This window comes from Streptomyces sp. NPDC048353 (assembly GCF_055587165.1).
Genome location: NZ_JBVJGU010000001.1, coordinates 513148 through 538504, shown reverse-complemented (window position 1 = coordinate 538504; position 25357 = coordinate 513148). Strand labels below are relative to the sequence as shown.

Below are 25357 nucleotides of genomic sequence, written 5' to 3'. Positions count from 1 at the left end.
GCGGTCCGTTCCGCGGTCTGTTCCGCGGTCCGTCCCCGGCATACGGTGGGGCCATGACGACGGCCCCCGTACACGTCGAGACCGACGGCGTCCCCGCACCCGACCCGGAAGCCCTCGCCGCCCTGATGAGCGGCTACGGCCACTTCACCGCCGCGCAGGTGCGCGACGGGCGGGTGCGCGGTCTCGGACTCCATCTGGACCGGCTCGACCGCGCGACCCGCGAGCTGTTCGGCCGGCCGCTCGACGGCGGGCACGTCCGCACCCTGCTCGCCGGCGCCCTGCGGACGGCGGGGCGGCGGGACGCGGCGGTCCGCGTCCACGTCCACGAGGGCGCGCGCGTCACCGTGACCGTCCGGGCGCCGGCCCCGATGCCCCGCACCCCGCAGAGCCTGATGGCGGTCGACTATCTGCGCCCGGCCGCCCACATCAAGCACCTGGGCGGCTTCGGCCAGCGCTTCCACGGCGACGCGGCCCGCCGGGCCGGCTTCGACGAGGCCCTGCTGACGGGTCCGGACGGCGAGATCGCCGAGGGGGCGGTCACCAACATCGCCTTCTGGGACGGCGCGGCGCTGGTCTGGCCGTCGGCGCCGAGCCTGACCGGGATCACGATGGCCCTGCTGGAGGCGCGGCTGGACTCGCTGCGGCGCCGGGTCACGCGGGCGGACCTGCCGGGGTTCCGCGCGGCCTTCGTGACGAACTCGCGCGGCATCGCCCCGGTGGAGCGGATCGACGCGGTCCGGTTCGAGGTGGACGAGGAGCTGATGGAGCGGGTGTACGCGGCGTACGGATCCGTGCCCTGGGAGACCGTCTGACCCGTCCGGCCCGGACGCCGTCACCCGTTCGGCGCGGAACCCGAGCTGACGCCTCGTAACCCACTCTGACCTGCACGTACGCGGCCCGCACAAGCCGACACACCGCACCGGACGGCGTAATTCTGACCCCCCATCAGCAGGCGCGTGGCGCGCCACGGCTCTTACCTCGGACAAGAGGAGACGGCTCGCAACGGCCGCTCGGAAGACCGCTCGCGCGCCACGGAGGACCCCATGCGCACCACTGCCCGCCTGCTCACCGGTACCGCGTTGTCGGTCGTCGCGATCGGCGCCTTCGCCGTACCGGCGGCGTACGCCGGGGACTACCACACCCTGGAGGTGTACCCGTCCTCCGCGACGCCCGGCACGACCATCACCGTCAACACCCTCGCGTGCGGCCACAAGGGCCACGGCATCGGCGACGCGCAGTCCCTCGGGGCGGGCGACTTCCAGCTGAACCCGAGCACGCACAAGGAGGTCGTGGTCGGTCAGTTCACGGTCCCCCACCACGCCAGGCCGGGCACCTACGGCATCAGCGTGGCCTGTGACAACGGCAAGACGGCCCGCGGTGACCTCGTCGTCAAGCACCGCAGCCCGAGCGGGCACGTCCAGACCGGCGTCGGGGGCAGCGTGGGCCCCGACACCGCCCAGGTCGCGGCGGGCGCGGCGGTGCTGGCCGCTACCGCCGTCGGCGGTACCTGGCTCCTGCGCCGCCGGGCGAGCGGCGCGCAGGGCCGCTAGGCCGTGTCCGGAAAGCCCCGGCCCTCCCCTGCGGGCGGACGGCGCTGCTTTCCGGACTCGACCTGGGCGTACCGCACGTCCTGCCCCCGCCGCGCGCCCGCATACGGCCCGGCGGGGGCAGGGCCACATCCGGCCCCGGCCCCGCTCCGCGCGGGCGCACCGGGGCCCGCGCACCGTCCCCCCACGCAGCCGAGAAGGGAGACCCGAGCACCGTGAGCAACAGGAGCAAGGGCTGGGGCATCGCGATCGCCGCGTGCGTCGGCGTCTGGCTCGTCCAGAACGGGTCGGAGAACATCACCCCGCCCGTCCCCTCCGCCGCGCAGGCCTTCGCCGCGGGACCCAACGCGTACACCGACGCCGCCGCCGACCCGCTGCCCCCCTCCGCGCCGGTCCGGCTGCGCATCCCCGAGATCGACGTCGACACCCCGATGACCGGGCTGGGCCTGAGCGCGAAGGGCACGCTGGAGGTGCCGCCCGCGAGCGACCGCAATCTCGCCGGCTGGTTCCGGGAGGGCACCACGCCCGGCGCCGAGGGCACCGCGATCGTGGCCGGCCACGTCGACAACGCGAAGGGGCCGGCGGTCTTCTACGCCCTCGGGGCGCTCAAGAAGGGCGACCGCGTCGAGGTGGACCGCGAGGACGGGCGGACCGCCGTCTTCACCATCGACGCCATCGAGGTCTACGACAACGCGGACTTCCCCGACCGGAAGGTCTACGGCGAGCGGGACAGGGCCGAGCTGCGCCTGATCACCTGCGGCGGCGGCTTCTCCGAGAAGTCCGGCTACCAGGGGAACGTGGTGGCGTTCGCCCATCTCATCGGAGTGCGCGGGGCGTCCTCATGACCACTGGTCGAAGGCGAGCTTCGCGATGAGGGAGAGCACGACGACGAGCAGCACCCCGCGGACGAAGCCGGTGCCCTTCCGCAGCGCCATCCGCGCACCGATCATCCCGCCCGCCAGGTTGAAGACCGCCATGATCGCGGCCAGCTGCCACAGCACCGTGCCCTGGTAGGCGAACATCGCGAGCGCCCCCGCGTTGGTGCAGACGTTGACGATCTTGGCGGTGGCGGAAGCGGTCACCAGGTCGAGGTGGAGGACGGCGGAGAGCGCCAGGACCAGGAAGGTGCCGGTGCCGGGCCCGAAGAGGCCGTCGTAGAAGCCGATCCCGCCGCCGACGACCACGATCGCGGTGACGACCCTGGCCCGCCCGACGGGCGCCGTGTCCTCGCCCCGGGCGCCGAAGGACGGCCGCAGCACGACGAACGCCGCCACGCCCAGCAGGACGACCATGATGACCGGGCGCAGGACGTCGCTGCTGATCCCGGCGGCGAAGAAGGCACCGCCCATGGACCCGGCGAGGGCCGCGAGACCGATCCGTACCGCCGTCTTCACCCGCACCGGCGCCTTGCGGACGTAGGTGACGGCGGCGCCCGAGGTGCCGACGATCGCCACGGCCTTGTTGGTGCCGAGGACGTGCGCGGCCGGCACGTGCGGCAGCCCGAGCAGCAGCGCGGGCAGCAGGAGCAGCCCGCCCCCTCCGACCACGGCGTCGATCCAGCCGGCCACGAGGGCGGCGGCGCAGAGCAGCAGGAGCGCGGTCAGGGATATGTCAGGCATGATCGCGAGCCTAGGCAGGAGACGGATGGACCGTCCACGGCCCCCGGGAGAGCTGAGCTACATCTGAGGTTGACGCCCGTGGGCGGCGCGCGCCTCACAGCGCCCTCACCCGAGGACTGAGATCAGCGTTCCGTCCGGGAAACAGTCGGGATGCCGACGGGTAACACCCGCCCCGCACTCTTCGAGCATGAGTACACGGATCGTGGTGGTCGGAGGCGGAACGGCGGGCGCCCGGCTCGCCCAGCGCCTGCCCGTCACCCTCCTCGGCGAAGAGCCGCACGCGCCGTACAACCGGGTGCTGCTCGCGGACGTCCTCGCCGGGCGGTACGCGCCGGAGGTGATCGCGCTGCCCGCTCCCCTGGAGCCGGTGCGGCGCGGTGTGCGGGCGGTACGGATCGACCGCGCCGCCCGGGTCGTGCACTGCGAGGACGGCACGGCGGTCGGCTACGACCGGCTGGTCCTGGCGACCGGCTCCAACCCCGTGCTGCCGCCGCTGCGCGGACTGCGCGGCGCGCGGCTGCCGTCGGGCGTCCACCCGTTCCGTACCCTCGACGACTGCCTGGAGCTGCGCGCGCTGGTACGTCCCGGGGTCCGCGCGGTCGTCGTCGGCGGCGGGCTCCTCGGGGTCTCGGCCGCCCGTGCGCTGGCCGCGCTGGGCGCCGAGGTGGTGCTGACCCAGCAGGGCGAGCGCCTGATGGAGCGGCAGCTGGACGAGCAGGCGTCGGCGCTGCTGCGCGCGCACATGGAGTCGCTCGGGGTGGAGGTGCACACCGAGTGCCGGGTCAGCGGGCTGCGCCAGGAGGGCGGCGCGGTGACGGCCGTCGAGCTCGCCGACGGCTTCGTGCTGGACGCCGGGGTCGTGGTGCTGGCCTGCGGGGTCAGGCCGCGCACCGGTCTCGCCCGCGACGCGGGCCTGGCGGTCCGCACCGGCGTCGTCGTCGACGACGAGCTGCGGACCTCCGACCCGTTCATCCACGCCATCGGCGACTGCGCCGAGCACGACGGCCGGGTGTACGGCCTGGCGGGCCCGGCCCTGGAGCAGGCGGACGCCCTGGCGGGCGTCCTGCTCGCCACGGCGACGGAGCCGACGGCGGGCACGGCGACGGCGCCCGCCGCCCGGCCCCCCGAGGCCGCGCCCGCCCCCTTCGCCCCGTACACCGGCACCCGGGCCCTGACCCGTCTCACCCTCGGCGGGGCCGAGGCGCTCGATCTCGCCGCCTTCGGCGAGGCCACCCCCCTGCCGGGCGACGACGTCGTCCAGCTGACCGACGCCACCCGCCGCGCCTACCGCAAGGTCGTCGTCCGCGGCGACCGCCTGGTCGGCGGCGTGCTCCTCGGCGACCTCGCGGCGGTCGGGGCGCTCGCCCGGGCCTGGGAGGGCGACGAAGCCCTTCCGCCCGCTCCCCTGCTCCACCTGCTCACCCACGACGGAGGCTCCTGAGATGTCGACCAAGCCCGCGCACACCCCCACTGTCGTCCTGGTCGGCCACGGAATGGTCGGCCAGCGCTTCCTGGAGGCACTGGCGGACCAGGGCGTCACCGAGCGCGCCCGGATCGTGGTGCTCTGCGAGGAGCCGCGCCCCGCCTACGACCGCGTCCACCTCACCTCGTACTTCGACGGCCGCACCCCCGACGACCTCTCCATGGTCGAGACCGGCTTCATGGAGCGCCACGGCATCGAGCTGTACGTCGGCGACCCGGCCGAGTCGGTCGACCGCGCGGCCCGTACGGTCACCGCCCGCTCCGGACAGGTCTTCGCGTACGACACGCTGGTCCTGGCCACCGGCTCGTACCCCTTCGTGCCTCCCGTCCCCGGCAAGGACGCCCGCGGCTGCTTCGTCTACCGGACGATCGAGGACCTGCTCGCCATCGAGGAGTACGCCAAGACCGCGACGACCGGCGCGGTCGTCGGCGGCGGGCTGCTGGGCCTGGAGGCGGCCGGCGCGCTCAGCGGGCTCGGCCTCGACACCCACGTCGTGGAGTTCGCGCCCCGGCTGATGCCGGTGCAGGTCGACGAGGGCGGCGGCGCGGCGCTGCTGCGCACGATCGAGCAGATGGGGCTGAGCGTCCACACGGGCACCGGCACCCAGGAGGTCGTCACCCAGGACGGCGTGGTCACCGGGATGCGCCTGTCGGACGGGTCGGAACTGGCCGTCGACATGGTGGTGTTCTCCGCCGGCGTACGCCCCCGGGACCAGCTGGCCCGGGAGTGCGGGCTCGACGTCGGCGAGCGGGGCGGCATCGCGGTCGACGAGCAGTGCCGCACCTCCGACCCGGCGGTCTTCGCCATCGGCGAGTGCGCCCTGGCCTCCGACGGCCGGGTGTACGGCCTGGTGGCGCCGGGCTACGAGATGGCGCTGACCGCCGCCGCCACGATCGCCGCCGCCGGGGAGCTCTCCTTCACCGGTGCCGACATGTCGACGAAGCTGAAGCTGCTCGGCGTGGACGTGGCCTCCTTCGGCGACGCGCACGGCACGGCCGAGGACTGCCTCGACGTCGTGTACTCCGACTCCCGCTCCGGGGTCTACAAGAAGCTCGTGATCGACCGGGAGGGCAGGCTCCTCGGCGGTGTGCTGGTCGGCGACGCCGACTCGTACGGCATGCTGCGGCCGCTCACCGGCTCCGTGCCGCCCGTCCCGCCCGAGCAGCTGGTGCTGCCGGCGGGCGCCGGGGCGCCGGTCGCGCTCGGCCCGTCCGCGCTGCCGGACGACGCCGTCATCTGCTCCTGCCACAACGTCACCAAGCACGCGATCACCCAGTGCGCGACGCTGCCGGAGGTGAAGAAGTGCACCAAGGCCGGTACGGGCTGCGGCAGTTGCGTCAAGCTGATCGGCCAGCTGCTGCCGACGGCCGCGGACAAGGGCCTGTGCGGCTGCTTCTCGTACACCCGCAGCGAGCTGTACGAGGTCACCCGCACGCTGCGGCTGACCTCCTTCGCCGAGCTGATCGACTCGCACGGGCGGCCCGAGGCGCGCGGCGGTGAGGGCTGCGAGGTCTGCAAGCCGACCGTCGGCTCGATCCTCGCCAGCCTCGCCCCGGCGCTGGAGCTGGGCGGTTACATCCTCGACGGCGAGCAGGCCGCCCTCCAGGACACCAACGACCACTTCCTCGCCAACATGCAGCGCAACGGCTCCTACTCCGTGGTGCCCCGCATCCCCGGCGGTGAGATCACCCCGGAGAAGCTGATCGTGATCGGCGAGGTGGCCCGCGACTTCGGGCTCTACACCAAGCTCACCGGCGGCCAGCGGATCGACCTCTTCGGCGCGCGCGTCGACCAGCTCCCGGCGATCTGGACCCGGCTCGTCGACGCCGGCTTCGAATCGGGGCACGCCTACGGCAAGTCGCTGCGCACGGTGAAGTCCTGCGTCGGGCAGACCTGGTGCCGCTACGGCGTCCAGGACTCCGTGAAGATGGCGATCCAGCTGGAGCTGCGCTACCGCGGCCTGCGCTCCCCGCACAAGCTGAAGTCCGCGGTCTCCGGCTGCGCCCGGGAGTGCGCGGAGGCCCAGTCGAAGGACTTCGGCATCATCGCGACGGCGAGCGGGTGGAACCTCTACGTCGGCGGCAACGGGGGCGCGACCCCGCGCCACGCGGACCTGCTCGCCCAGGACCTCTCGGACGCCGAACTGGTGCGGCTGATCGACCGGTTCCTGATGTTCTACATCCGCACCGCCGACCGCCTGGAGCGCACCTCGACCTGGCTGGAGCGCCTTGAGGGCGGGCTCGACCACCTCAAGGACGTGGTGGTGCACGACTCGCTGGGGCTCTGCGACGAGCTGGAGGCGCTGATGGCGGCGCACGTCGACGACTACCAGGACGAGTGGGCGCAGACCCTGGACGACCCGGACCGGCTGCGTCGCTTCGTCTCCTTCGTCAACGCGCCGGACGCGCCGGACCCCTCGGTGAAGTTCGTGCCGGAGCGTGACCAGATCAAGCCGGACCTGACGGTCCTCACCATCGGATCTCTGGAAAGGGTCTGAAGCCGATGAACCTCGAACTCTCCCACGACGTGACCGCCGACGCATGGACGGTGATCTGCGAGGAGTCCCGGCTGACGCCGGGCCGGGGCGTGGCGGCGCTCCTCCCGGACGGCCGGCAGGCCGCGCTGTTCAAGGACCGGTCGGGGCGCGCGTACGCGATCGACAACCGCGACCCGTTCACCGGCGCGCAGGTGCTGTCCCGGGGTCTGGTGGGGTCGGCGGGCGGGCGGCCGTTCGTGGCCTCGCCGCTGCTGAAGCAGCGCTTCGATCTGGAGACCGGCCGGTGCCTGGACGACGACGACGTGACGGTGACGGTGTACCCGGTCCGTACGAGCCGGGAGGCGCACGCGCCCCGGACGGTGGCAACCGAGGCCCTCGCGTAGTTGACCGTACGTTCCAGATCGATCTAGGGTCCTCGGTGTGGCCAGGACCAAGGAGTTCGATCCGGAGGCCGCGCTCCAGGCGGCACTTGAGCTGTTCTGGAGGCGCGGGTACGAGGCGACGTCGATGGCGGACCTCGTCGAGCACCTCGGGATCGGCCGCGCCAGCCTCTACGCCACCTTCGGCAACAAGCACGAGCTGTATCTGAAGGCGATGGACCGCTATCTCCGGACGCGTGACCCGCAGATGACCGAGGAGCTGTCCCAGCCGGGGCCGGCGCTGCCGGCCGTGCGCACGCTCGTGCGGCGGTTCGCCGCCGAGGCGGGGAGCGAGGACACCCGGTTGACCGGGTGTTTCATCACCAACTCGGCGGCCGAGCTGAGCCCGCGCGACGACACCGTGGCGCGCCGGGTGGAGTTGAGCTGGGAGCAGATCGAGACCCTGCTGCACGCCTCGCTCGTCCGGGCCCGGGCTCAGGGCGAGCTGCCCGTGGACCGCGATCCGCGGGCGCTGGCGCGGATGCTGCTGGTCCTGATGCAGGGGATCCGGCTGGTCGGCAAGGCCTCGACGGACCCGGCGAGGGTCCGCGACGCGGCGGAGCAGGCGCTGGCGCTGCTGGACTGATCACGGAGGAGAGGGCGCCCTGGGCGCCCTTTCTTTCGGCCCGCATTCTGGAACGTACGGTCAAATAAACATCCGTTTCCTCATCAGGGAGTCGTCACCGCATGTCCGCTCGCTTCACGCACAGGACCGTCCTCGTCACCGGCGCCGGCGGCGGCCTCGGCCGGGGCATCGCACGCGCCTTCGCCGCCGAGGGGGCAAGGGTGGTCGTCTCCGGCCGTGGCGCCGCCGCGCTGAACGAGACCGTGGCCCTGATCGAGGCGGCCGGTGGCACCGCGGCCGCCGTCACCGCCGACGTGTCCCGGGCCGAGGAGGTCCGCGCGCTGGTGGCGCGGACCGTCGAGACGTTCGGCGGTCTCGACGTCGCCGTGAACAACGCCGGGATATTCCGGGGCGGGCACGCGGCCGCCGACTTCCCCCTCGACGACTGGCAGGCGCTGCTGGACGTCAACGTCACCGGCGTCCTGCACGCGCTGCAGGCGGAGGTCGCCCACATGCGGGCCCACGGCGGAGGCGCCATCGTCAACATCTCGTCCAACCTCGGCGCGCACGTCCGCGTCCCGGGCGTCTTCGGCTACCAGGTCTCCAAGGCCGCGGTCTCCGCGCTCACCCGGGCCGCCGCCCGCGACCACATCGCCGACGGCGTCCGGATCAACGCCGTCAGCCCCGGCGCCGCCGAGTCCACGATGTCGCTGCACCCGGGCGAGACCGAGGCCGAGCGGGAGGTCCGGATGAAGGACCAGTCCCCGCTCGGCCGCATCTCGTCGGCCGCCGAGGTCGCGGCCGCCGTGCTCTACCTCGCCTCGGAGGACGCCGGTTCGGTCGTGGGCGCGGACCTGGTGATCGACGGCGGCGTCTCGGCCTGACGGCCGGGGCGGGGGGCTCCGACGGCCGGGCGGGGGCTCAGCTTCGGAGGGCGGCCGGGCGGGGGCTCAGCCCTGGGTGGCGGCCGGGTCCATCCAGACGACCTCCCAGTGGTGGCCGTCGGGGTCCGTGAAGGAGCGGCCGTACATGAAGCCGTGGTCCTGGGCCTCGGTCGCCGCGGACCCGCCGCCGGCCAGCGCCGCGTCGGCCAGCCGGTCGACCTCCTCGCGGCTGTCGGCGCTGAGCGCGAGCAGCACCTCGGAGGTCCTGCCGGCGTCGGAGATCTCCTTGCCCGGCTTGAGGAAGTCCTTGAAGCGGGGCTCGGTCATCAGCATGGCGAAGATCGTGTCGCTGAAGACCAGACAGGCGGTGCTCTCGTCGCTGAACTGCGGGTTGAAGGAGAAACCGAGCTTGCTCCAGAAGCTCTTCGTGGTCTCGAGGTCCTTCACCGACAGGTTGACGAAGATCATCTGGGGCATGGCGGTCTCTCCTCTGTCCGGCGTTGGTGCCGTCCGCTCCGTCGCGGCGCTTTCAAGAGGTAAGACGGTGGGGCGGGGCGGAACTCATCGGCGCTCCGAAGATTTTCTCGGAGATTTTTTCGAGCCGGGCGCCGAGGCGCGGCGCCCGCGCCCGCACCCGCTCCCCCGGCCCGCGGCCGGCCCCCGCCGAGCCATCAGGCACCCGCCGCTTCCCCTTCACCGATTGTTGCTGCACAGTCAATTTGGCACCTCTAGCTTCCGGAAGCGCGCGACCCCGCCGCCGTCCGGGCGGTGGGGCGGTTTTCACCACCCCCTCTGGAGTGAGACGTGGAGCGACGCAGTTTCCTGCGTGGAGCGGTCATCGGCACGTCGGCCGCCGCCTTCGGCGGCACCCTGATGCGCGGGGCCGCCTACGCCGCCCCCGCCCAGCCCGGCGCCGGCCCCTACGGGCCCCTGGGCACCGCCGACGCCAACGGCATCCTGCTGCCCAGCGGTTTCACCAGCCGGGTGATCGCCCGGTCCGGCCAGCAGGTCGGCAGCACGTCGTACACCTGGCACAACGCCCCCGACGGCGGCGCCTGCTTCGCCGCCGGCACCGGCTGGATCTACGTCTCCAACTCGGAGATCAACCCCGGCGGCGGCGCGGGCGCGGTGAAGTTCGACGCGTCGGGCAACGTCGTCGGCGCGTACCGCGTCCTCTCCAACACCCGCCAGAACTGCGCGGGCGGCAAGACCCCCTGGAACACCTGGCTCTCCTGCGAGGAGGTCAGCCTCGGCTACGTCTACGAGACCGACCCGTACGGCGTGAACGCCGCCGTCCGCCGTGACGCGATGGGCCGGTTCAAGCACGAGGCCGCCGCCGCCGACCCCGTCCGCAAGGTGATCTACCTGACCGAGGACGAGACCAGCGGCTGCTTCTACCGCTTCATCCCCACCACGTGGGGCAACCTCTCCTCCGGCACGCTCCAGGTCCTGGTCGCCGGAACGGCCACCTCCGGCTCCTTCACCTGGCGGAACGTCCCGGACCCGGACGGTTCGCCGACCGCCACGCGCAGCCAGGTCTCCGGAGCGAAGAAGTTCAACGGCGGCGAGGGCTGCCACTACGCCAACGACACCGTCTGGTTCACCACCAAGGGCGACAACCGCCTCTGGCAGCTCAACCTCGCCACCAGCACCTACGAGCTGGCGTACGACGACTCGCTGGTCTCCGGCGGCGCCCCGCTGACGGGCGTCGACAACGTCACCGGCTCCTCCTCGGGCGACCTGTTCATCGCCGAGGACGGCGGCAACATGGAGATCTGCGTCATCACCCCCGACGACGTCGTCGCCCCCTTCCTGCGGATCAACGGCCAGTCCGGCTCCGAGATCACCGGACCGGCCTTCTCCCCCGACGGCCGGCGGCTGTACTTCTCCAGCCAGCGGGGCACGAGCGGCAGCTCTTCGGGCGGCATCACCTACGAGGTGACGGGGCCGTTCCGCGCGTAACACCGCTCCTCCGCGCGCCGTTGGGCGCTGCCCAGCAGGGCGGCGCCCAACGGCGTCAGTGTGTGCAGGACGGCGTTGCCGTGGCGCAGGGTGGAGACGAGCCCCGCCTCGCGGAGGACGCCCGCGTGCTGGCTCGCGGAGGCGAGGGAGACCCCCGCCCTGCGGGCCAGTTCACTCGTGGTGCCGCCGTCGCCGATGGCGTGCAGGACCGCGGAGCGGGTGTTGCCGACGAGCTTGGCCAGGGAGGAGCCGCCCGGCGCGCGGACGGTCGGCGCCTCGCAGTGCGTGACCGGGTAGACGAGGACCGGGGGCAGCGCGGGGTCGCGCAGCACCACCGGGGTGCCCCGGCAGAAGTACGAGGGCTGGAGCAGCAGCCCGCGGCCGTCGAGGTGGAGATCGCGGTCGACGGGATAGTCGGCCTCCAGGACCGGTGCGCGCCAGCGGAGCATCGGCGGCAGCGAGGCGAGCAGTTCGTCGGCTCCGCCGTCGAGCAGGGCGCGGCCGCGCACGGCACGGTCCGCCTCGACGCGGGCGCGGACATCGGGCCAGTACGGCTCGATGGCGGCCCGGTGATAGCTGCGCAGGGCCCCGATGAGCCGGTCGAACGGTTCCGCGCCGCCCTCGGCGAGGGCGCGCAGCGAGTGCGGGACGGACCTGCCGCCGGCCCGGTCGGCGCCGAGCAGGGCGAGTTCGGCCCGCAGTCGGGCGTCCGGGGTCGCGCGGATCGCCTCCAGGCCGTCGTCGAGGCCGCTGACGCCCTCCGCGGGGGTCAGGAAGTCGGGGAAGTAACCGCGACTGGGAACGAGCGCGGCGAGCAGTCGCGTCTCACCGTTGAGCCGTGTGCGGGTTTCCGAGCGCCATTCTCCGTAGACGACGGGGCCGCGCCGGTCCCTTAAACGGTGAAAACTGAGAATCGTTTCCCATAGAACATCCGGCCGGGCGGCCATACGCACGCCCGCCAAGTCGTTTCCTGTGAAATGAATCCGGAGCATCGAACCCCCACCTGTGCACTCGCAACCACCCCCTTCAATGAGTATGCACAGCATCACTGCACGTTACCAGGGTGTTTCAGCCACACTTGAAAAGCATCGCGGAGGACGGGGGCAAACCGAAAGGCTGTGCGTGTCGGGCAGGAAACCTTCAGGACCGAGGTGACGCGACGAAGACCGTGGGGGGCTTCGCGCGTCCGGCGGCGGTCGGCGAGGTTGTGGCTCACCTGCCTGGCACGGGTAAACGGGCGCGGCCACCGGGTGGGGATCCGGTGGCCGCGCCCGACTCGTTCTTTGCGGTACCAATCGTGAAAACGTTCAACAGCGAATATTTCAACCGCGCTCGATTGAACATGAACTCACATCGGTCCGAACATCCGGGAACGGCCGAACCGACATCGGTGCGCGGACGAAATGCGACGGGGCGGACACCTCCGCACAAGGTGTCCGCCCCGTCTCTCTTGCGACCCGGAGCCGCCGCCCGTCGGTGAGGGTGGTGGTGACCGACGGCGGCTCCGGTGGCCTTTGCTACTGAACGGAGGGTCAGCGGCTGTCGCTGCCGCTCGACTGCGCCGCCGCACGGCCCGCCTCCAGGCGCGCCACCGGGATCCGGAACGGCGAGCAGGAGACGTAGTCGAGGCCCACCTCGTGGAAGAAGTGCACCGACTCGGGGTCGCCGCCGTGCTCGCCGCAGACGCCGAGCTTGAGGTCCGGGCGGGTGGCCCGGCCGGCCTCGACCGCGCTGCGGACGAGGGAGCCGACGCCGTCCTTGTCGATGGTCTCGAACGGCGAGACGCCGAAGATGCCCTTCTCCAGGTACGCGGTGAAGAAGCTGGCCTCCACGTCGTCCCGGGAGAAGCCCCACACCGTCTGGGTGAGGTCGTTCGTGCCGAAGGAGAAGAACTCGGCGGCCTCGGCGATCTGTCCGGCGGTCAGCGCGGCGCGCGGCAGCTCGATCATGGTGCCGAGCGCGAGCTTCAGCTCGACGCCGGTCTGCGCCTGGACCTCGGCGATGACGCCCTCGGCCTCCTCGCGGACGATCTCCAGCTCCTGGACGGTGCCGACGAGCGGGATCATGATCTCGGCGCGCGGGTCGCCCTTGGCGTCGATCCGCTGGGCCGCGGCCTCGGCGATCGCCCGGACCTGCATGGCGAAGAGACCGGGGATGACCAGGCCGAGGCGGACACCGCGCAGACCCAGCATCGGGTTCTGCTCGTGCAGCCGGTGCACGGCCTGCAGCAACCGCAGGTCGTTCTCGTTGGCGTCCTTGCGGGACTCGGCGAGGGCGACGCGGACCGACAGCTCGGTGATGTCGGGCAGGAACTCGTGCAGCGGCGGGTCGAGCAGCCGGACCGTGACGGGCAGCCCGTCCATCGCCTCGAACAGCTCGACGAAGTCCTGCTTCTGCTGCGGCAGGAGGGCCTTCAGGGCCTCCGTGCGCTCCTCGTCGGTGTCGGCGAGGATCAGCTTCTCGACCATCTCGCGGCGCTCGCCGAGGAACATGTGCTCGGTGCGGCACAGGCCGATGCCCTGGGCGCCGAAGCGGCGGGCCCGCAGGGCGTCCTCGGCGTTGTCGGCGTTGGCGCGGACCCGCAGCCGGCGCACGCGATCCGCGTAGGCCATGATCCGGTGGACGGCGGAGACCAGCTCGTCGGCGTCGTCGGCGCCGGCGTGCATCCGGCCCTCGAAGTACTCGACGACCGGGGAGGGCACGACCGGGACCTCGCCGAGGTACACCTTGCCGGTGGAGCCGTCGATGGAGACGACGTCGCCCTCCTCGACGACCTGGCCGCCCGCGGTGGTCATCCGGCGGCGCTTGGTGTCGACCTCGAGCTCCTCGGCGCCGCAGACACAGGTCTTGCCCATGCCGCGGGCGACGACGGCGGCGTGCGAGGTCTTGCCGCCGCGCGAGGTCAGGATGCCCTCGGCGGCGATCATGCCGTCCAGGTCGTCCGGGTTGGTCTCACGGCGGATGAGGATGACCTTCTCGCCGGAGCGCGACCACTTGACGGCCGTGTACGAGTCGAAGACGGCCTTGCCGACGGCCGCGCCCGGGGAGGCGGCGATGCCGCGCCCGATCTGCTCGACCTTGGCGTTCTCGTCGAACTTGGGGAACATCAGCTGGGCGAGCTGGGCGCCGTTGACGCGCTGGAGCGCCTCGGCCTCGTCGATCAGGCCCTGGTCCACGAGCTGGGTGGCGATCCGGAAGGCGGCACCGGCGGTGCGCTTGCCGACACGGGTCTGCAGCATCCACAGCTGACCGCGCTCGATCGTGAACTCGATGTCGCAGAGGTCCTTGTAGTGGGTCTCCAGCGTCTCCATGATCTGCATCAGCTGGTCGTACGACGCCTTGTCGATCGACTCCAGCTCGGCGAGCGGCACGGTGTTGCGGATGCCCGCGACGACGTCCTCGCCCTGCGCGTTCTGGAGGTAGTCGCCGTAGACGCCCTGGTGGCCGGAGGCGGGGTCGCGGGTGAAGGCGACGCCGGTGCCGGAGTCCGGGCCGAGGTTGCCGAAGACCATCGAGCAGACGTTGACGGCGGTGCCGAGGTCGTGCGGGATGCGCTCCTGGCGGCGGTAGAGCTTGGCGCGGTCGGTGTTCCAGGAGTTGAAGACGGCCTCGATGGCGAGGTCCATCTGCTCGCGCGGGTCCTGCGGGAAGTCGCGGCCGGCCTGGGCCTTCACGATCTTCTTGAACTGCTTGACGAGCTTCTTGAGGTCGGCGGCGTCGAGGTCGGTGTCGACGGTGACCTTCTTGGCGGCCTTGGCGTCGTCCAGGGCCTCCTCGAACAGCTCGCCGTCGACGTCGAGGACGGTCTTGCCGAACATCTGGATGAGGCGGCGGTACGAGTCCCAGGCGAAGCGCTCGTCCCCGGCCTGGGTGGCGAGCCCGGCCACGGACTCGTCGGAGAGGCCGATGTTGAGGACCGTGTCCATCATGCCGGGCATGGAGAACTTGGCACCGGAGCGTACGGATACGAGCAGCGGGTCGTCGGCCTGGCCGAGCTTCTTGCCCATCTTGCGCTCGAGGGCGTCGAGGTGCGCGCTGACCTCGTCGCGGAGCTCGGCCGGCTCGGTGCCGCTGTCGAGGTAGACCTTGCACGCCTCGGTGGTGATCGTGAAGCCGGGGGGAACCGGGAGGCCGAGGTTGGTCATCTCCGCCAGGTTCGCGCCCTTGCCACCGAGCAGGTCCTTCAGGTCCCTGTTGCCCTCGGTGAAGTCGTACACGAACTTCTGATCTTTGTTTTCCGACACGTGTCTCGACTCCTCGAGGACTCGGTGGCTGCCCTGACGGCGAGGAACATACCCAGATCGAAGGCTTCTGGGGAGGTACGCCTAGCGGTCATCAGGCCTTAACCACCCGTCCGCCACCAGATCGAAAGTAACTGACGGGTAGCTTCCGCTTTCAGGGCTCGAAGTCCGCTTGACTCAATGTTGCACTTAGGCGCTCGGATGAGCGCACAGACCGGCATCCGTGTTCAACTCTTGAACGCAAGAGGGGTGGCACCCAGTGCCACCCCTCCAGGAGTCCAATGCCCCGCCATCCGCTCATCAGAGCAGACCCCCTATCAAGGGTGGCGAGGATCACGCCGTGAAAACGGCCGGTTTCCCATCATCCGGACGGGGCACGGCCGCTTCGTGGACGGCTCCGGACCCGGCCGGACGGACCGGCATCAGCCCCCTGACGTGTCCAGTTCCGCTTCTTCGCCGACGCCCGCGCAGTCGTACGGGTCCTTGAGCCAGCCGTCCGGGAGGACGACGCGGTTGTTGCCCGAGGTGCGCCCGCGCGGGCCGTCCGCACCCGCCGGCCACGGCTGATCCAGATCCAGCTCGCTCAACTGAGCGCTCAGCTCGTCCAGGGACGAGGTGATCGCCAGCTTCTTGCGCATCTCGGAGCCGACCGAGAAGCCCTTCAGGTACCACGCCACGTGCTTGCGGAAGTCGATGACACCGCGTGCCTCGTCCCCGAGCCACTCGCCGAGCAGCCGCGCGTGCCGGACCATCGCCTCCGCGACCTCCCGCAGCCCGGGCCGGGCGTAGGAGCCCGTGCCCTCGAAGCCGGCGACGAGGTCGGCGAAGAGCCAGGGACGGCCCAGGCAGCCGCGGCCCACGACCACGCCGTCGCAGCCGGTCTCGCGCATCATCCGCAGCGCGTCGTCGGCCGACCAGATGTCGCCGTTGCCCAGCACCGGGATCTCCGGGACGTGCTCCTTGAGACGCGCGATCGCGTCCCAGTCCGCCGTGCCGCCGTAGTGCTGGGCCGCCGTCCGCCCGTGCAGCGCGATGGCCGTGACGCCCTCCTCGACGGCGATGCGCCCGGCGTCGAGGAAGGTGATGTGGTCGTCGTCGATGCCCTTGCGCATCTTCATGGTGACCGGCAGGTCGCCCGCGCCGGTCACGGCCTCGTGCAGGATCGCGCGCAGCAGGGGCCGCTTGTACGGGAGGGCGGAGCCGCCGCCCTTGCGGGTCACCTTGGGCACCGGGCAGCCGAAGTTCAGGTCGATGTGGTCGGCCAGGTCCTCGTCCACGATCATCCGCACGGCCTTGCCGACGGTCACCGGGTCGACGCCGTACAGCTGGATCGACCGCGGCTTCTCGCTGTCGTCGAAGCGGATGAGCTGCATGGTCTTCTCGTTGCGCTCGACCAGCGCCCGCGTCGTGATCATCTCGCTGACGAACAGCCCCTTGCCGCCGCTGAACTCGCGGCAGAGGGTGCGGAAGGGGGCGTTGGTGATGCCGGCCATGGGGGCGAGCACCACCGGCGGCTGCACGATGTGCGGCCCGATGGCGAGAGGGGAGAACGCGGTCATTCAGCCATTGTCGCGCACCGCCGAAGCGTTCGGCCCGGCCGCCTTGGCGGTACGACCCCGCGGGTGCGCGGGCCCTCGGTGCCGCCGGACGTACGACCAGGTCACCGCGGTCATCAGGACGGGAATCGCCGCCAGCGGGGCGAAGGCGAAGCCCCAGACGGTCTCAGCGGCACCGCTCGACAGGTACGTCCGGCTCTCGACGGTGAAGGCGACCACGGTCTGCCACAGGGCGACCAGCACGAGGCCGGCCGAGGCGGTCCGGGCCAGGGCCGCGAGGGTCCGGGGGGACAGCGGCCGCCACCGGTCGCTGACGAGGAGCAGCGGGAACAGCGCCGCCAGTTCGCCGAGGACGGAGAGTCCCACGACGTACGCGATGCCCCAGCCGGGGATGTCGAAGACCTCGCGCAGGGTGCGGTCGCTGTAGCCCACCGGGACACCGCACGCCATGGCGATGCGCCAGAGCCCTGACGGCACGGCGCACAGGGCGATGGCGTGGGCGGCGCGGCGGGCCCAGCGGGGTGCGGGGGCGGGAAGGGAGGCGGGCGTCGTGGACATGGCACCCATGCTCGTTCCGGCCCTGCCCGCGGCGCGTCACCCGCGGCGCCGGTCCCTCTCCGCCGCGCGGGGGAGCCGGCGTCCGCCCTGCGGAGACGCGAAGGGCCCGGGTCGCGGCTGCGACCCGGGCCCCTGGCCTAGGGCGTGTCACGCCCTAGCGGTCGTTCCTACTCCTCGCCGCCCGTGGCGGCGTCGGTGCTCTCCGCGCCGAGTGCGCGCTCGCGCATCTTCCTCAGCAGGTCCTGCTTCTGGTCGACCGACGCCTTGCGGTCGGCGTTGCTGTTCTGGACGGCGCCCTGCTGGTCGGCGCGGGACAGCTTCTTGCGCTGTCCGCCGACGCCGAGGAGGTTGTTGCGGCCCTTGGACATGGGGGTTCTCCCGTCAGTGAGAAATGCGGTGGTCGAATCGGCCGGCGCTGCGCGGGAACGGGTCCCGCGGCGCTCTCACTCGTAGATCTGGAAGAACGAAGACATGCCGCAGACGGTACCTCCCCCTTCACCCGCGGTCACACCATTTCCTGCCCCGGAGCCTCCCCACGGACGAGTGAATGACAAACATTGAAATCTGTCAGTCGTCATGCCATAGTTGTCGTGTGCCGCTCCCCCGGCGCTCCGACTCCCTCCCGAGGAGACCCCCATGACCTCCGCCCGCACCCTCCCCACCCGCCCCCTCGGCGCCACCGGCCCCCTGGTCTCCGCCCTCGGCCTCGGCTGCATGGGCATGTCCGCGCTGTACGGCGAGAGCGACCGCGCCGAGTCGATCGCCACCCTCCACGCCGCACTCGACGCGGGCGTCACGCTCCTGGACACCGGAGATTTCTACGGCATGGGGCACAACGAACTGCTGATCAACGAAGCCCTGCGGACCGCCCCCGCAGCCGCCCGCGAGAAGGCGCTGACCAGCGTGAAGTTCGGCGCTCTGCGCACGGTCGAGGGCGGCTTCGCCGGCTATGACGGCCGGCCGGCGGCGGTGCGGAACTTCGCCGCGTACTCCCTCCAGCGGCTCGGCACGGACCACATCGACATCTACCGCATCGCCCGCGTCGACCCCGACGTCCCGATCGAGGAGACCGTCGGCGCGATCGCCGAGCTGGTCGAGGCCGGCCATGTCCGGCACATCGGCCTCTCCGAGGTCGGCGCGGACACCCTGCGCCGGGCGGCGGCCGTCGCCCCGATCTCCGACCTCCAGATCGAGTACTCCCTGATCTCCCGCTCCATCGAGGAGAAGATCCTCCCGACCGCCCGCGAGCTGGGCATCGGCATCACGGCGTACGGCGTGCTCTCGCGCGGTCTGATCAGCGGCCACTTCTCCCGCGACCGGGAGCTGGCGCCGGGCGACTTCCGCGGGATGAGCCCGCGCTTCCAGGGCGACAACCTCGACCGGAACCTGGACCTGGTGGACCGGCTGCGGGCCGTCGCCGAGGCCAAGGGCGTCACGGTCGCCCAGACCGCGATCGCCTGGGTCCTCGCCCAGGGCCCCCGGCACGGCGCCGACATCGTCCCGCTCATCGGCGCCCGCCGCCGGGACCGGCTCGCGGAGGCGCTCGGCTCCCTGGACGTCACGCTGGACGCGGCCGACCTGGCCGCGATCGAGGAGGCCGTCCCGGCCGGCGCGGCGGCCGGCGAGCGCTATCCCGCGGCTCAGATGGCCCACCTCGACAGCGAGCACTGACCGCCCCGCGGCTGACAGGTACTGTCACCCCATGGCCACCGAGACCCTGACCGCAGAGCGCATCCTGGAAGCCACCGAAGAGGTGCTCCGGCGCTATGGCCCGGCGAAGGCCACGGTGGTGGACGTGGCCCGGGTCCTCGGCGTCAGCCACGGCAGCGTCTACCGCCACTTCCGTACGAAGGCGGCGCTGCGCGAGGCGGTGACGGAGCGCTGGCTCTCCCGGACCGAGGCCGCCCTCGCGGATCTGGTCGCCGCGCCGGACCGGCCGGCCCCGGAGAAGCTGCGGGCCTGGCTCGCCACGCTCTTCGAGGCCAAGCGCCACAAGGCGGGCGACGACCCCGAGCTGTTCGCCACGTACCAGGTGCTGCTCGGCGAGAGCAGCGGTGTGGTCGAGCAGCACCTCGCGGTCCTCGTCGACCAGGTCCGGCACATCGTCGAAGAGGGCTCCCGCCAGGCGGAGTTCAGCGCCGCCGACCCCGACGCCACGGCCCGCGCCGTCTTCGACGCGACCGCCCGCTTCCACGACCCGGCCTATGCCCCGGAGTGGCGGCGCCCCACGATCGAGGCCGAGTTCGACGCGGTCGTCTCCCTCCTGCTGCGCGGCCTGCACCCGCAGACCTGACCCGGGACAGGGCGAAGCCCCCGGTTCCTCCTTCGGAGCCGGGGGCTTCGCCGTGCGCGACCGGGTGGGTCAGCAGCCGAGCTGGCGGCTGCCGAGGTAGCCCTGGATCTGGTCCAGGGAGACACGCTCCTGCTTCATGGTGTCGCGCTCGCGCACGGTCACCGCGTTGTCGTCCAGGGTGTCGAAGTCGACGGTGACGCAGAACGGCGTGCCGATCTCGTCCTGGCGGCGGTAGCGGCGACCGATCGCGCCCGCGTCGTCGAACTCGATGTTCCAGTTCTGGCGCAGGTCGGCGGCGAGGCCCTTGGCCTTCGGCGACAGCTGCGCGTTGCGGGAGAGCGGGAGGACCGCGACCTTGACCGGCGCGAGGCGCGGGTCGAGGCGCATCACGGTGCGCTTCTCCATGACGCCCTTGGCGTTCGGGGCCTCGTCCTCGTTGAACGCGTCGAGCATGAACGCCAGCATCGCGCGGCCGACACCGGCCGCCGGCTCGATGACGTACGGCGTCCAGCGCTCCTGCGCCTCCTGGTCGAAGAAGACCAGGTCGTTGCCGGAGGCCTTGGAGTGCGCGCTCAGGTCGTAGTCGGTGCGGTTGGCGACGCCCTCGAGCTCGCCCCACTCGCTGCCGCCGAACTGGAAGCGGTACTCGATGTCGGCGGTGCGCTTGGAGTAGTGGGAGAGCTTCTCCTGCGGGTGCTCGAACCAGCGCATGTTCTCCTCACGCATGCCCAGGCTCGTGTACCAGTTCCAGCGCTGCTCCATCCAGTATTCCTGCCACTGCTCGTCCTCGCCCGGCTTGACGAAGAACTCCATCTCCATCTGCTCGAACTCGCGCGTGCGGAAGATGAAGTTGCCCGGAGTGATCTCGTTCCGGAAGGACTTGCCCATCTGCGCGATGCCGAACGGCGGCTTCTTGCGCGAGGTCTGCAGCACCTGGCCGAAGTTGGTGAAGATGCCCTGGGCGGTCTCGGGACGCAGGTAGGCGACGGAGCCGGAGTCCTGGGTCGGGCCGAGGTGGGTGGAGAGCAGGCCCGAGAACTGCTTGGGCTCGGTGAACGTGCCCTTGTTGCCGCAGTTGGGACAGTTGAGGTCGGTGAGGCCGTTCTCGGGGAGACGGCCGTGCTTCTCCTCGTACGCCTCCTCCAGGTGGTCGGCGCGGTAGCGCTTGTGACAGGAGGTGCACTCGGTCAGCGGGTCCGTGAAGGTGGCGACGTGACCGGAGGCCTCCCAGACCTCGGTGGCCAGGATCACCGACGAGTCGATACCGACGACGTCCTCGCGCGCGGTGACCATGTAACGCCACCACTGACGCTTGATGTTCTCCTTCAGCTCGACACCCAGCGGGCCGTAGTCCCAGGCGGCCTTCTGGCCGCCGTAGATCTCACTGCACGGGTAGACGAAGCCACGGCGCTTGCTCAGGCTGACGATGGTGTCGATCTTGTCGGCGGCCACGGTGCTCTCTTCATTACGACGACGAAGTGCGAAGCCCTCAGATTACCGGCGCCGCCACCCCCTGTATCAAATCGGTTCGGCCTCCGGGCCCGCCCCGAGCCCGCCCGCGCACGCCGCCGGAGCCCGTGGGCGGGAACACAGGGAACACAATTGACAATCGTTTCCAGTTTTGTTGAAAATGAGTGTCATGAACGTACGCCGTCTGATACCCGTCACCGCCGTCGCCGGAGCCGTCTCCCTCGGCCTCGTCACGCTCTCCGCCTGCGCCGGGACCTCGGGCGCCGCCGACAAGAAGAGCGACGGGAAGCTGAGCGTGGTGGCGTCGTTCTACCCCATGCAGTACCTGGTCGAGCAGATAGGCGGGGAGCACGTCTCCGTCGACACCCTCACCAAGCCGGGCGTCGAGCCGCACGACCTGGAGCTGAAGCCGAGGCAGATCGGCGAGCTCGGCGAGGCCGACTACATCCTCTACCTCAAGGGCGTCCAGCCCGCCGTCGACGAGGCGATCACGCAGGCCGAGGTGCGGCACACCGTCGACGCCGCCACCCTCACCACCCTCGAGAAACACGGCACCGGCGCCGGTCACGAAGGCCACGACCACGGCGCCGGGGACACGGCGCACGCCGACGAGCACGGCCACGACCACGGCTCCGAGGCCGGCACCGACCCGCACATCTGGCTCGACCCGGTGAAGTACGCCGAGGTCGCCAAGGGTGTCGGCGCCTCCCTCCAGAAGGCCGACCCCGACCACGCCGCCGCCTATGCGAAGAACACCGACGCCCTGGTGAAGAAGCTCGGCGCCCTGGACACGGCGTTCGAGACCGGCCTGAAGAACGCCACCACCAGGACCTTCATCACCACGCACTCCGCCTTCGGCTACCTCGCCGAGCGCTACGGCCTGGAGCAGGAGAGCATCACCGGCGTCGACCCCGAGTCCGAGCCGAGCCCCGCCCGGATCAAGGAGCTGCAGACCGTCGCGCGGAAGGACAAGGTCTCCACCGTCTTCTTCGAGACCCTCGCCAGCGACAAGACCGCGAAGACCCTCGCGAAGGACACCGGCCTCAAGACCGACGTCCTGGACCCGCTGGAGGGAATCACGGACGCGTCCCGGGGCGATGACTACATCGAGGTCATGACCTCCAACCTCGCCGCGCTGAAGAAGGCGCTCGGCGCCAAGTGACAGCCACGCACGCATCGGAGGCACGAGCCATGGGCATGGACCCCGTCATTTCCGTCCGCGGAGCCACGGCCGCCCTCGGCGCGCGCCCCGTCCTGCGCGGCATCGACCTCACCGTGGGCCGCGGCGAGGTCGTCGCGCTGCTCGGCGCCAACGGCTCCGGCAAGTCGACGGCCGTCCGCGCCGTCATCGGCCAGGTGCCGCTGACCGGCGGTTCCATCTCCCTGTTCGGCACGGAGCAGAAGCGGTTCCGCGACTGGGCCCGCGTCGGCTACGTCCCGCAGCGCACCACCGCCGCCAGCGGTGTGCCCGCCACCATCCGCGAGGTCGTCTCCTCCGGCCGGCTCTCCCGCCGGAGGCTGGGCTGGCTGGGCAAGGCCGACCGGGCCGCCGTCGAGCGGGCGATCGAGCTGGTCGGCCTCGCCGACCGCGCCAAGGACTCGGTGAGCGCGCTCTCCGGCGGCCAGCACCAGCGGGTCCTGATCGCCCGCGCCCTCGCCTCCGAGCCCGAGCTGCTGATCATGGACGAGCCGATGGCCGGCGTCGACCTCGCCAGCCAGGAGATCCTGGCCCGCACCCTGCGCGAGCAGGTCGCCGGCGGCACCTCCGTCCTCCTCGTCCTGCACGAGCTGGGCCCGCTGGAGCCGCTGATCGACCGGGCCGTGGTCCTCCGCGACGGCTGCGTCGTCCACGACGGCCCGCCGCCGAAGGCGGTCGGCCAGCACGCCCTGCCCGGCCACGACCACGTCCATCCGCACGCGGCCGACGAGCCGCTCCGCACGGGTCTGCTGACCTGAGGAAGCTGACCTGACCATGGAATTCCTCGAACCCGCCTTCATGCAGCGGGCGCTCCTCGCGGCCGTCCTCGTCGGCATCACCGCCCCCGCCGTCGGCATCTACCTCGTCCAGCGCCGCCAGGCGCTGATGGGCGACGGCATCGGCCATGTCGCCATGACCGGTGTCGGCCTCGGCTTCCTGCTCAACAGCAGCCCGGTATGGATGGCGACGCTGGTCGCCGTCGCCGGCGCCGTCCTGATGGAACTCATCCGGGCCTACGGAAAAACCCGCGGTGACCTCGCCCTCGCGCTGCTCTTCTACGGCGGTATGGCGGGCGGCGTCATGCTGATGAGCATCGCCGACGGTTCCAACGCGAACCTGCTCTCCTACCTCTTCGGTTCGCTGTCGACCGTCTCCGACGCGGACGTCGTGGCGATCGCCCTCCTCGCTGCCTTCGTCATCCTCGTCACGATCGGACTGCGTCGCCAGCTCTTCGCGGTCAGCCAGGACGAGGAGTTCGCTCGCGTCACCGGCCTCCCGGTCCGCGCCCTCAACCTGCTCGTCGCGATCACGGCCGCGGTGACCGTCACGGTCGCGATGCGGGTGGTCGGCCTGCTGCTGGTCAGCGCGCTGATGGTGATCCCGGTGGCGGCCGCTCAGCAGCTGACCAAGTCGTTCCGTGCGACCTTCGTGCTCGCGGTGGTGATCGGCGTCGGCGTGACGCTGTCCGGCACGATCACCACGTACTACCAGGACGTGCCCCCGGGCGCGACGATCGTGCTGCTCGCGATCGCCGTCTTCATAGGCCTCACGCTCCTCGCGGCGCCCCTGGCCAGGCGCCGCGCCAGGGCCGCGGAGGCGGCGCCGGCGGAGTGCGACATGGCCGTTCCGGTCAGCCGCCGCCCGACGGACGACGTCCGGCTGTAGCGGCCTGGCAGAATGACGGGGGCAACGGAGACAACAAGGAGGCCCCTGTGGCGACGGCAGGACCCCCCGTACGCGGTCGCTCGACCAAGCAGCGGGCCGCTGTGTCGGCCGCTCTGAACGAGGTCGACGAGTTCCGCAGCGCCCAGGAGCTGCACGACATGCTCAAGCACCGCGGTGACTCGGTCGGCCTGACCACGGTCTACCGCACGCTCCAGTCCCTGGCGGACGCGGGCGAGGTCGACGCGCTGCGCACCAGCGACGGCGAGACGGTCTACCGCCGCTGCTCGACCGGCGACCACCACCATCACCTGGTGTGCCGGCTGTGCGGCAAGGCGGTCGAGGTCGAGGGCCCGGCGGTGGAGCAGTGGGCGGAGACGATCGCCTCCCAGCACGGCTTCGTGAACGTGGCGCACACGGTCGAGATCTTCGGCACGTGCGCGGAGTGCGCGGCGAAGTAGCCGAAGCAGCCGGGCTTCCGGCCGGTACGACGAAGCCCCACCGGAGGGATCCGGTGGGGCCTTTTCGCGTACGGGGGCGGCTCGCGCCCCGGGGTCAGGCTCCCGGCCCCTGCTGCGGCACCGTGCCCATGGCCTCCCGGTCCGCCGCCGGGATGGCGCCGAAGCGGCGGTCGCGCGAGGCGTACTCGACGCAGGCCCGCCACAGGTCGCGCCGGTCGAAGTCGGGCCACAGGACGTCCTGGAAGACCATCTCGGCGTAGCTGCTCTGCCAGATCAGGTAGTTGGAGGTGCGCTGCTCGCCGCTGGGGCGCAGGAAGAGGTCGACGTCCGGCATGTCCGGGTAGTACAGGTACTTCTGGAAGGTCTTCTCGTTGACCTTCGACGGGTCCAGCTTCCCGGCCGCCACGTCCCGCGCGATGGCCTGCGCCGCGTCCGCGACCTCCGCCCGGCCGCCGTAGTTCACGCAGAAGTACAGCGTCATGGCGTCGTTGTCGACGGTCTGCTCCTGGGCGACCTGAAGCTCCTGGACGACCGACTTCCACATCTTCGGCATCCGGCCGACCCAGCGGATCCGGATGCCCAGCTCGTCCATCTCGTCACGGCGGCGCCGGATGACGTCCCGGTTGAAGTTCATCAGGAAGCGGACCTCCTCGGGGGAGCGCTTCCAGTTCTCGGTGGAGAAGGCGTAGAGCGACAGGTTCTTGACCCCGAGCTCCAGGCAGCCCTTCAGGACGTCCAGGACGACGCCCTCGCCGACCTTGTGCCCCTCGGTGCGCGGCAAGCCGCGCTCCTGGGCCCAGCGGCCGTTGCCGTCCATCACACAGGCGACGTGGTTCGGCACCAGCTCGGCGGGAAGCTTCGGCGGGCGCGCGCCGGACGGGTGCGGCTCCGGGGACGTGTACTCCCGGATCTTCCGCCCGAGGATTCCGCGTCGTGCGATGG

General features: G+C 71.5%; 24 protein-coding genes. 15 read left to right on the top strand and 9 right to left on the bottom strand.

From position 1 onward, the window contains the following. Positions 1-53 precede the first annotated feature (53 nt). The 3 genes from ACZ6RC_RS02325 to ACZ6RC_RS02315 all read left to right on the top strand — a co-directional run bounded on the left by ACZ6RC_RS02325 (position 54) and on the right by ACZ6RC_RS02315 (position 2392). Positions 54-812, top strand: coding sequence for an aminotransferase class IV (locus ACZ6RC_RS02325; protein ID WP_469578758.1), 759 nt, complete (start codon positions 54-56; stop codon positions 810-812). A gap of 231 nt (positions 813-1043) precedes the next feature. Further along, entirely contained in the window at positions 1044-1550 is a 507-nt protein-coding gene (locus ACZ6RC_RS02320) for a hypothetical protein (RefSeq protein WP_391142388.1), read from the top strand. Between the two features lie 212 nt (positions 1551-1762). Then, the gene (locus ACZ6RC_RS02315) at positions 1763-2392 is read left to right on the top strand and encodes a class F sortase (RefSeq protein ID WP_391142391.1); all 630 of its coding nucleotides are present in this window, start codon (positions 1763-1765) and stop codon (positions 2390-2392) included. On the opposite strand, the gene ACZ6RC_RS02310 is transcribed toward ACZ6RC_RS02315, so the two are convergent. Continuing rightward, positions 2387-3166, bottom strand: coding sequence for a sulfite exporter TauE/SafE family protein (locus ACZ6RC_RS02310; RefSeq protein WP_391142394.1), 780 nt, complete (start codon positions 3164-3166; stop codon positions 2387-2389). The genes ACZ6RC_RS02315 and ACZ6RC_RS02310 overlap by 6 nt on opposite strands. A 187-nt stretch (positions 3167-3353) precedes the next feature. On the opposite strand from ACZ6RC_RS02310, the gene ACZ6RC_RS02305 reads away from it, so the two are divergent. The 5 genes from ACZ6RC_RS02305 (at position 3354) to ACZ6RC_RS02285 (ending at position 9014) form a co-directional block, all read left to right on the top strand. Beyond that, entirely contained in the window at positions 3354-4607 is a 1254-nt protein-coding gene (locus tag ACZ6RC_RS02305; protein ID WP_453614700.1) for an NAD(P)/FAD-dependent oxidoreductase, read from the top strand. Between the two features lies 1 nt (position 4608). Beyond that, on the top strand, positions 4609-7146 hold the full coding sequence (gene nirB, locus ACZ6RC_RS02300; protein ID WP_469578755.1) for a nitrite reductase large subunit NirB: 2538 nt from the start codon (positions 4609-4611) through the stop codon (positions 7144-7146). Between the two features lie 5 nt (positions 7147-7151). Then, positions 7152-7529: a nitrite reductase small subunit NirD gene (gene nirD / locus ACZ6RC_RS02295; RefSeq protein WP_391142402.1), complete on the top strand. Its 378-nt coding sequence runs from the start codon at positions 7152-7154 to the stop codon at positions 7527-7529. A gap of 37 nt (positions 7530-7566) precedes the next feature. Beyond that, positions 7567-8151, top strand: coding sequence for a TetR/AcrR family transcriptional regulator (locus tag ACZ6RC_RS02290; RefSeq protein WP_391142404.1), 585 nt, complete (start codon positions 7567-7569; stop codon positions 8149-8151). A gap of 101 nt (positions 8152-8252) precedes the next feature. Then, entirely contained in the window at positions 8253-9014 is a 762-nt protein-coding gene (locus ACZ6RC_RS02285; RefSeq protein ID WP_469578753.1) for an SDR family NAD(P)-dependent oxidoreductase, read from the top strand. A gap of 66 nt (positions 9015-9080) precedes the next feature. Here the strand turns inward: ACZ6RC_RS02285 and ACZ6RC_RS02280 are convergent, their stop codons facing one another. Further along, complete coding sequence (locus tag ACZ6RC_RS02280) at positions 9081-9491, bottom strand: VOC family protein (RefSeq protein WP_391142410.1); 411 nt, start codon at positions 9489-9491, stop codon at positions 9081-9083. A gap of 327 nt (positions 9492-9818) precedes the next feature. On the opposite strand from ACZ6RC_RS02280, the gene ACZ6RC_RS02275 reads away from it, so the two are divergent. Continuing rightward, a complete protein-coding gene (locus tag ACZ6RC_RS02275; protein ID WP_469578751.1) occupies positions 9819-10976 on the top strand; it encodes an alkaline phosphatase PhoX in 1158 nt (385 codons plus the stop codon). Here ACZ6RC_RS02275 and ACZ6RC_RS02270 read toward each other — a convergent pair. The 5 genes from ACZ6RC_RS02270 to ACZ6RC_RS02250 all read right to left on the bottom strand — a co-directional run bounded on the left by ACZ6RC_RS02270 (position 10946) and on the right by ACZ6RC_RS02250 (position 17699). Next, on the bottom strand, positions 10946-11968 hold the full coding sequence (locus ACZ6RC_RS02270) for an ArsR/SmtB family transcription factor (RefSeq protein WP_391142415.1): 1023 nt from the start codon (positions 11966-11968) through the stop codon (positions 10946-10948). The two genes, ACZ6RC_RS02275 and ACZ6RC_RS02270, sit on opposite strands and share 31 nt — an antisense overlap. Before the next feature lie 540 nt (positions 11969-12508). Then, positions 12509-15220 carry a pyruvate, phosphate dikinase gene (ppdK, locus tag ACZ6RC_RS02265; RefSeq protein ID WP_469578749.1) on the bottom strand — a complete coding sequence of 904 codons (2712 nt, stop codon included), beginning with the start codon at positions 15218-15220 and terminating at the stop codon, positions 12509-12511. 419 nt (positions 15221-15639) lie between these two features. Then, on the bottom strand, positions 15640-16776 hold the full coding sequence (gene dusB / locus ACZ6RC_RS02260; RefSeq protein WP_391142421.1) for a tRNA dihydrouridine synthase DusB: 1137 nt from the start codon (positions 16774-16776) through the stop codon (positions 15640-15642). Further along, entirely contained in the window at positions 16777-17331 is a 555-nt protein-coding gene (locus ACZ6RC_RS02255) for a hypothetical protein (protein ID WP_469578747.1), read from the bottom strand. It lies immediately after the preceding gene. Positions 17332-17498: 167 nt separating this feature from the next. After that, positions 17499-17699: a DUF6243 family protein gene (locus tag ACZ6RC_RS02250; protein ID WP_391142426.1), complete on the bottom strand. Its 201-nt coding sequence runs from the start codon at positions 17697-17699 to the stop codon at positions 17499-17501. 268 nt (positions 17700-17967) lie between these two features. Here ACZ6RC_RS02250 and ACZ6RC_RS02245 point away from each other — a divergent pair, with 268 nt between their 5' ends. Beyond that, entirely contained in the window at positions 17968-19002 is a 1035-nt protein-coding gene (locus ACZ6RC_RS02245; protein ID WP_469578745.1) for an aldo/keto reductase, read from the top strand. Between the two features lie 31 nt (positions 19003-19033). After that, complete coding sequence (locus ACZ6RC_RS02240) at positions 19034-19624, top strand: TetR/AcrR family transcriptional regulator (RefSeq protein ID WP_391142431.1); 591 nt, start codon at positions 19034-19036, stop codon at positions 19622-19624. Positions 19625-19693: 69 nt separating this feature from the next. Here the strand turns inward: ACZ6RC_RS02240 and ACZ6RC_RS02235 are convergent, their stop codons facing one another. Then, positions 19694-21076 carry a glycine--tRNA ligase gene (locus tag ACZ6RC_RS02235; protein ID WP_469578743.1) on the bottom strand — a complete coding sequence of 461 codons (1383 nt, stop codon included), beginning with the start codon at positions 21074-21076 and terminating at the stop codon, positions 19694-19696. A 187-nt stretch (positions 21077-21263) separates the two neighbouring features. Between ACZ6RC_RS02235 and ACZ6RC_RS02230 the strand changes: the two genes are divergently transcribed. From ACZ6RC_RS02230 to ACZ6RC_RS02215, 4 genes are read left to right on the top strand one after another with little or no spacing between them, the layout of a single operon-like run. Next, complete coding sequence (locus tag ACZ6RC_RS02230; protein ID WP_469578741.1) at positions 21264-22256, top strand: metal ABC transporter substrate-binding protein; 993 nt, start codon at positions 21264-21266, stop codon at positions 22254-22256. A gap of 29 nt (positions 22257-22285) precedes the next feature. Next, positions 22286-23050 carry a metal ABC transporter ATP-binding protein gene (locus tag ACZ6RC_RS02225; RefSeq protein WP_391142438.1) on the top strand — a complete coding sequence of 255 codons (765 nt, stop codon included), beginning with the start codon at positions 22286-22288 and terminating at the stop codon, positions 23048-23050. A gap of 16 nt (positions 23051-23066) precedes the next feature. Continuing rightward, positions 23067-23957, top strand: a complete 891-nt coding sequence (locus ACZ6RC_RS02220; RefSeq protein WP_469578739.1) for a metal ABC transporter permease — start codon at positions 23067-23069, stop codon at positions 23955-23957. Between the two features lie 47 nt (positions 23958-24004). Further along, positions 24005-24415, top strand: coding sequence for a Fur family transcriptional regulator (locus ACZ6RC_RS02215; RefSeq protein ID WP_391142441.1), 411 nt, complete (start codon positions 24005-24007; stop codon positions 24413-24415). Positions 24416-24509: 94 nt separating this feature from the next. Here the strand turns inward: ACZ6RC_RS02215 and ACZ6RC_RS02210 are convergent, their stop codons facing one another. Next, on the bottom strand, positions 24510-25355 hold the full coding sequence (locus ACZ6RC_RS02210) for an isoprenyl transferase (protein ID WP_391143317.1): 846 nt from the start codon (positions 25353-25355) through the stop codon (positions 24510-24512). Positions 25356-25357 lie beyond the last annotated feature (2 nt).

What these genes read in the sequence shown, in the direction of transcription:
- nirB (WP_469578755.1), top strand. Translation starts at nt 4,609, where the DNA reads ATGTCGACCAAGCCCGCGCACACCCCCACTGTCGTCCTGGTCGGCCAC.
- ACZ6RC_RS02270 (WP_391142415.1), bottom strand. Translation starts at nt 11,968, where the DNA reads ATGCTCCGGATTCATTTCACAGGAAACGACTTGGCGGGCGTGCGTATG.
- ACZ6RC_RS02225 (WP_391142438.1), top strand. Translation starts at nt 22,286, where the DNA reads ATGGGCATGGACCCCGTCATTTCCGTCCGCGGAGCCACGGCCGCCCTC.
- ACZ6RC_RS02250 (WP_391142426.1), bottom strand. Translation starts at nt 17,699, where the DNA reads ATGTCCAAGGGCCGCAACAACCTCCTCGGCGTCGGCGGACAGCGCAAG.
- ACZ6RC_RS02230 (WP_469578741.1), top strand. Translation starts at nt 21,264, where the DNA reads ATGAACGTACGCCGTCTGATACCCGTCACCGCCGTCGCCGGAGCCGTC.
- ACZ6RC_RS02255 (WP_469578747.1), bottom strand. Translation starts at nt 17,331, where the DNA reads ATGTCCACGACGCCCGCCTCCCTTCCCGCCCCCGCACCCCGCTGGGCC.
- ACZ6RC_RS02240 (WP_391142431.1), top strand. Translation starts at nt 19,034, where the DNA reads ATGGCCACCGAGACCCTGACCGCAGAGCGCATCCTGGAAGCCACCGAA.
- dusB (WP_391142421.1), bottom strand. Translation starts at nt 16,776, where the DNA reads ATGACCGCGTTCTCCCCTCTCGCCATCGGGCCGCACATCGTGCAGCCG.
- ACZ6RC_RS02285 (WP_469578753.1), top strand. Translation starts at nt 8,253, where the DNA reads ATGTCCGCTCGCTTCACGCACAGGACCGTCCTCGTCACCGGCGCCGGC.
- nirD (WP_391142402.1), top strand. Translation starts at nt 7,152, where the DNA reads ATGAACCTCGAACTCTCCCACGACGTGACCGCCGACGCATGGACGGTG.
- ACZ6RC_RS02305 (WP_453614700.1), top strand. Translation starts at nt 3,354, where the DNA reads ATGAGTACACGGATCGTGGTGGTCGGAGGCGGAACGGCGGGCGCCCGG.
- ACZ6RC_RS02325 (WP_469578758.1), top strand. Translation starts at nt 54, where the DNA reads ATGACGACGGCCCCCGTACACGTCGAGACCGACGGCGTCCCCGCACCC.
- ACZ6RC_RS02245 (WP_469578745.1), top strand. Translation starts at nt 17,968, where the DNA reads ATGACCTCCGCCCGCACCCTCCCCACCCGCCCCCTCGGCGCCACCGGC.
- ACZ6RC_RS02320 (WP_391142388.1), top strand. Translation starts at nt 1,044, where the DNA reads ATGCGCACCACTGCCCGCCTGCTCACCGGTACCGCGTTGTCGGTCGTC.
- ACZ6RC_RS02310 (WP_391142394.1), bottom strand. Translation starts at nt 3,166, where the DNA reads ATGCCTGACATATCCCTGACCGCGCTCCTGCTGCTCTGCGCCGCCGCC.
- ACZ6RC_RS02280 (WP_391142410.1), bottom strand. Translation starts at nt 9,491, where the DNA reads ATGCCCCAGATGATCTTCGTCAACCTGTCGGTGAAGGACCTCGAGACC.
- ACZ6RC_RS02220 (WP_469578739.1), top strand. Translation starts at nt 23,067, where the DNA reads ATGGAATTCCTCGAACCCGCCTTCATGCAGCGGGCGCTCCTCGCGGCC.